4 protein-coding genes are annotated in these 5,865 nt (G+C 57.3%); 3 read left to right on the top strand and 1 reads right to left on the bottom strand.

Translation table 11 applies throughout. From position 1 onward, the window contains the following. Positions 1–277: 277 nt before the first annotated feature. The 3 genes from AMR42_RS15500 (at position 278) to AMR42_RS15510 (ending at position 3,970) form a co-directional block, all read left to right on the top strand. Positions 278–1,723, top strand: a complete 1,446-nt coding sequence (locus AMR42_RS15500; protein ID WP_099534563.1) for a YdiU family protein — start codon at positions 278–280, stop codon at positions 1,721–1,723. A gap of 350 nt (positions 1,724–2,073) precedes the next feature. Next, entirely contained in the window at positions 2,074–2,532 is a 459-nt protein-coding gene (locus AMR42_RS15505) for a YbjN domain-containing protein (protein ID WP_099534564.1), read from the top strand. A 19-nt stretch (positions 2,533–2,551) separates the two neighbouring features. After that, positions 2,552–3,970 (top strand): tetratricopeptide repeat protein, encoded by a 1,419-nt coding sequence (locus tag AMR42_RS15510; protein ID WP_099534565.1) that lies wholly within the window; start codon positions 2,552–2,554, stop codon positions 3,968–3,970. 122 nt (positions 3,971–4,092) lie between these two features. Here AMR42_RS15510 and AMR42_RS15515 read toward each other — a convergent pair whose 3' ends face one another. Next, positions 4,093–5,628: a DEAD/DEAH box helicase gene (locus AMR42_RS15515; protein WP_099534566.1), complete on the bottom strand. Its 1,536-nt coding sequence runs from the start codon at positions 5,626–5,628 to the stop codon at positions 4,093–4,095. Positions 5,629–5,865: the final 237 nt, after the last annotated feature.

Raw genomic sequence — 5,865 nt, forward strand, 5'->3', positions numbered from 1 at the left:
TGCTGTGACCGCACAGAGGGCATTCCATGGCGTGAACCTTCATCCATCAGTCTCTCTACTCTATCAATCCCACATTAGATTGACGTACGACCATCGTCCCGCAGTGAGCACCCAAAACCGTGCCTTGCGAACAGGCTTCGCGCGGCTACTCCGCAAATAATCGCACCCCAGAATACCGCAAATGTGTGAATCATCCACCAGATCGATCCAAACAGTTACGATTTAACTTCTTAAATTAGTTTTCTAAATTATTCCCAACCGATTCCCATTGGTAACCATGACCCCCACCAATCCATTTCTGCGTTTGGATTACGAACCCGCTTTTCAGTCACTGGGGGACGATTATTTTGACCCGGTGGCGGCCGCTGAATTTCCGATGCATCAACTGCGCTTTCGGAACGATCACCTGCTGCCGAAGCTGGGGCTAGATCCTGCGGCGGTTCGTGACGATGATTTTGTGGCGGCCTTTGGGCAATTTGTCGGGCGGGAACCGCTGCTGGCCATGCGTTACCACGGCTATCAGTTTGGGGAATATAACCCACGATTGGGCGATGGACGGGGTTTTTTATATGGCCAAGTGCGAGGCCAGGACGGCGTTCTTTATGATTTGGCTACGAAAGGATCTGGCCAAACCCCCTATTCCCGCAACGGCGATGGGCGCTTAACCCTCAAAGGTGGCGTGCGGGAAGTGTTGGCAACGGAGATGCTCGATCGGTTGGGGGTCAACACATCACGCACCTTGTCACTGATTGAAACGGGCGAAAAACTGTGGCGAGGTGATGAACCCTCACCCACGAGATCGTCCGTGATTGTGCGGATGGGAGCAAGCCACATTCGATTTGGCACATTTGAGCGACTGCACTATCTGAAGCGGCCTGATTTAATCGATCGCCTGTTGGCCCATGTGCTGGAAACCTACTATGGCCATTGGGTGGGCGATCGGGATTGGAAAGCCAAGCTCTATGCCGAATTGGTGGAGCGGGTGGCGCGGCTTTGTGCCCAATGGATGGTGGCGGGGTTCTGCCATGCGGTTTTGAACACGGACAATATGCTGATCACGGGCCAGAGTTTTGACTATGGCCCCTATGCTTTCATTCCCACTTACGATTTGCGATTTACGGCGGCCTATTTTGACTATTACGGCCGCTATGCCTATGGCAATCAGCCCACTATTTGTCGCCTGAATTTAGAGCTATTGCAGCGGCCGTTGGGGATGGTGATGCCGGTGGCGGATCTGGAAGCCGGACTGGAACGATTCCCAGAGCAATATGCCCAAGAATATCGCCGGTTAATGGCGGCCCGGCTGGGGTTTGAGCATTTGGCAGAAGCGGAGGCGGATGATTTGGTGGAGGCAACGGTGCAATTTTTAGCCGTTTCCCAAACGCCCTATCACGCTTTCTTTGCCAAACTGCGCAGCCATTTTTCCCCCAGTTGGCGCGATCGCCCGGAAGACTATGCCAGCGATCGCCCCTTTTGGGTGGGCCCTGCTGACAGCAACCCTCAAGGGGAAACCCTGGCCTATTGGGGAAAATGGTGTGAAGTTTATGGGCGAATTTTGCAACAACAATCGGATCAGGAGTTGGCTACCTTGGCCGACCAACTCCAGCGAGCCAACCCATTGATCACGATCGTCCGGCCAGAAATTGAGCGCGTTTGGGAGGCGATCGACCAGGCCGACGATTGGCAACCCTTCGCGGAACTGCTGCAAGCGATCGGTGCGTAGTAGCGTGGCTGCCTTAATTCACTGGGTTAAATGACATGGCTGTTATCGTCACCTGATCGTTAAGCAGCAAGGGGCTTAAGCCCCTTGTTATCACGACTGGTTCCGCAACTTTGACCCAATGTATTAAGCCTGTCATGCTAGTAGGCTCGCAAGCCGGTAAAAGCTGTAATGATTGGCCACATCAGGACGGCGGTTCCGGATTTTTGTTAAAACGGCAATATTGCAGCCCGATCGAGCCGGCCCAATTCCGCAAGCTCCCACCCTGGTGATTCAGGACAGTTGCTGGAGTCGCTGGCGGATCATCTGCCGCTGAGGAGATTGTTTTTCAACATAGGTTTGGGGTGATCCGCATGGCGACATTTAAAACCGAAGCCCAAAAAAGCTGCTACGAGAAAATCTTTCCCTGGCTCCAAGGGATTTGGTCTGATGTGGTGATTGATATGGAAGCGCCCCATCCCACGGCTTACATCACCGCCGGTTCTGCCTGTGTGTTGGTGGAGGTGTTGCCCTGGGGGGATGATGATGCGGTGGTGAACACGCGCTCCTATGTGGTGACCAATGTGGATTTGTCGCCGGAGCTGATGCACTATCTGTTACGTGAGAATGATCGGTTGCTGTTTGGGGCTTTTGGAATCGATGCCGATGGTGATATTTTCCTAAACCATGCGATCGTGGGTTCTGAGTGCGATCGCCCGGAATTGGAAGCATCGGTGCAGGCGGTTTTGTCCTTGGCAGATGAATATGACGATGCGATCGTCTCGCGCTGGGGCGGTCAACGGGCGGTCGATCGCGTGCCCAGTTTGACCTAAGGCTTGAGAGACCAAATTGATGAGACAAGAACAGTGGCGCGAAGAACAATGGCGCAAAGAACGGTGGCGTAAAGGGCAATGGCGCAAAAGGCTCATCCTAATCAGTGGCTCCGTTGCGAGTTTGTGCTTAGCCACAACGGCCAGGGCGATCGCGCCGTCGCTGCCACAACCCAACTTGACTCCGGCCGCCGATCACTGGATGGCCCAAACCCCTAACTCCGAAGGGGCGATCGGTCAGGAATCTGCGGACTTTTTTGCCAACCGAGCCCAAGAACGGCTCCGTAATCGCGACTTCGCCGGGGCGGTGGCGGATTTTTCCAAGGCGATCGAACTGCAACCGGCGGGTCAACTGCCCCCGGCCCAACTGGCTCGGCTCTATTACAACCGGGGCAATGCCCAATGGAACTTGCAGGCGGCGGAAGCGGCGATCGCGGACTATACCGAAGCCCTGCGTTTGGATCCGCAATTGACCAACGCCCTGGTGAATCGGGGGGTGGTGCGGCGGGCCCGGGGTGATCTGGCCGGGGCGATCGCGGACTATTCATCGGCCCTGAGTCAAAAAGAGGATGACCCAACCATTCACTACAACCGGGGCAATGCCTATCGCGATCAGCAAAATTGGGCCGCGGCTTTGACGGATTATGATCGGGCGATCGCCCTCGATCCCAACTACGTGAATGCCTACATCAACCGGGGAACGGTTCACCGCCAACGGGGCGATGGGGCCGCGGCCTTAGCGGATTTTGACGCGGCGATTGACCGGAATCCCCAATCGGCGGAAGCCCTGTTTAATCGCGGTGTGTTGCGGTTTGATCGGGGCGATCGGCTGGGCGCGGCGGCGGATTTGGATCGGGTGGTGACCCTGCGGCCCCAACAGGCCAGCGGCTGGGTGAAGCGCGGCCTGTTGCGCCACATTGCGGGCGATCGCAACCGGGCCATGGCCGACTACGGCCAGGCGATCGCGGTGGATCCTCAGGTGGCCGAAGCCTATAACCTACGCGGGTTAGGCTATTTCCAAATGGGACAAATTCGGGAGGCCCTGGCGGACTTGAACCGGGCGATCGAACTCGATCCGCTCTATGCCAACGCCTACGTCAACCGAGGGATGGTTTATCATCAGCGGCGCAACTTTGAAGCCGCGATCGCGGACTATTCAGCGGCCCTGCGGGTGAATGTGGACTATGCGGAAGCGTTCCACGCCAGGGGGTTGGCTCGGGCCGGGATGCGCGATTGGCTCGGGGCGATCGCGGATTATTCCGAGGCCCTGCGGTTACAGCCCGCCTATGCCAATGCCCTGTTGAATCGGGCCAGGGCCCATCGTTCCTTGGGCGATCGGGTGGCCGCGCGGGCCGATCTCCAGGCGGCGGAAGTGATCTACCGCGATCGGCAGGATCAAGCCGGTTTGCAACAATTGCGGGAATTGCGGAACGCGCTCTAAATTCCACACCAAGCTCGAAACGCAGACAAGGGGCTTAAGCCCCTTGCCCCGACGGTGATCGGCACTTTGCAGATCCCCTCTGTTTGCCCCGAGAACGATCGGTGCTTTGCAAGTCCCCTCCGTTAGTTTTCAGCTTCTTCAGGATCGGGATCGAGCGCAGGTGTTTCCGGCGGCTGGCGAGATCCATAGCGCGGTTTGGTCTCAGCGGCCTTCAGAGGCGATCGCCCGGAAGATGGACTGGGCAGCAAGGTGAGTTGACCCTTGGCGCGATCAGGTGAGGCCGCCGACTGGGCAGCGGGGCGGCGGCGATCACTCGTGCGTTCCTCCACCGTGTCTGCCGCCACCACCTCGTAAAGGATGGCCCGTTTGCCCGGTTCACTACCCTTGCGCAAAATTCGCCCCAACCGTTGAATGAACTGTCGAGTGGAACCGCTGCCCGCCAAGAAAATCGCCACCTTGGCATCGGGCACATCCACCCCTTCATCCAACACATTGGCCACCACGATCGTGCAATAGTCCCCCTGTTTGAACTTTTGCAGAATTTCGTGGCGCTCCTTAACCGGCGTTTGGTGGGTAATGGCGGGGATCAAGAATTCCTGGGAAATTCGATAGACCGTGGCGTTGTCATTGGTGAAAATCAACACTCGATCGGGGTGATGTTGAGCCAATAAATCCGCCAACAGGCGCAATTTGCCGTCAGTGCCGAGGGCGATCGCTTTGGCCTCGTGGTGTGCCAACAGGGCCCGGCGGCCTTCGGCCGATCGGGCAGAAACCTGGATAAACCGCTGCCACCCATCCAAGGAGCCAAAGCTAATTTTCTGCGATCGTAAAAATTGATTGCGGGTTTGAATCAAGGTCTCGTAGCGGGCCCGCTCCCGATCGGCCAGGTTCACCCGAATTTGCACAACTTCATGATCGGCCAAGGCTTGGCCCGACAAGTCTTCCGGTGCTTTGCGATAGACCTCGGGCCCAATCAGCTCATCCAAGTCCACATGGCGACCATCCGCCCGATCGGGCGTGGCCGTCAGTCCCAAGCGGTATGGGGCGATCGAACAGTCGGCGATCGCCCGATAAAACTGGCTGGGCAAGTGATGACATTCATCAAAAATCAACAGGCCATACTGATTGCCCAGGGTTTCGGCATGGATAGCGGCGCTGTCGTAGGTGGCCACCAACAGGGGCGTTCGATCGCGCGAGCCACCCCCCAACAACCCCACCGCCACATCGGGAAACGCCGCTGACCAATGGGCATACCACTGGTGCATCAAGTCCAGCGTGGGCACAATCACCAATGTGCTGCGCGGCGTAGCCACCATGGCCATTTGGGCCAAGTAGGTTTTGCCCGCCGCCGTTGGCAACACCACCACCCCTTGGCGGCCCGCCTGTTTCCAGGCCGCCAGGGCCTCTTGTTGGTGGGGATAGGGTTCCATTTGCAACCGGGGTTGCAGTTCCAAGGGGGCAAATTCCTTGGCCTCGTCCTGAAACTCGATCGCCTCGGCCCGCAATCGTTCCACCAGCGATCGGTATTGATGCGCTGGAATCCGAAACTTTTCGATGCGATCGTCCCAAACGGCCCATTCAATCCAACTGCGGCCCTTGGGCGGTGGATGCAAAATCAGAGTGCCGCGATCGAAACTTAAGCGGGGCAACCGAGCCATGGGCAGCGCAATTGGATGGATCTGATAGATCTGATGAATCTGATAGAACAGAAATGAAATTGCAGTAATGGTAGCCCGGTTTGGGTTAATCAACGGAGAGCGCCCTATGGTGGCTTGGCGATGGCACTGGTTAGCAATGGTGACGATTTCGCTCCTGGGGGGATCGGTTAGCTTCGGCGGGCCCGTGACGGCGGCCGGGCGTTTGATCCCCAACGATCAACTGCCCCAGTCCCGCCC

It is taken from the genome of Limnothrix sp. PR1529 (assembly GCF_002742025.1).
In the GTDB taxonomy this organism is placed as follows: Bacteria; Cyanobacteriota; Cyanobacteriia; order CACIAM-69d; family CACIAM-69d; genus CACIAM-69d.

Excerpts from the sequence above, each read along its gene's own strand:
- AMR42_RS15510 (WP_099534565.1), top strand. The coding sequence starts at position 2,552 with ATGAGACAAGAACAGTGGCGCGAAGAACAATGGCGCAAAGAACGGTGG.
- AMR42_RS15515 (WP_099534566.1), bottom strand. The coding sequence starts at position 5,628 with ATGGCTCGGTTGCCCCGCTTAAGTTTCGATCGCGGCACTCTGATTTTG.
- AMR42_RS15500 (WP_099534563.1), top strand. The coding sequence starts at position 278 with ATGACCCCCACCAATCCATTTCTGCGTTTGGATTACGAACCCGCTTTT.
- AMR42_RS15505 (WP_099534564.1), top strand. The coding sequence starts at position 2,074 with ATGGCGACATTTAAAACCGAAGCCCAAAAAAGCTGCTACGAGAAAATC.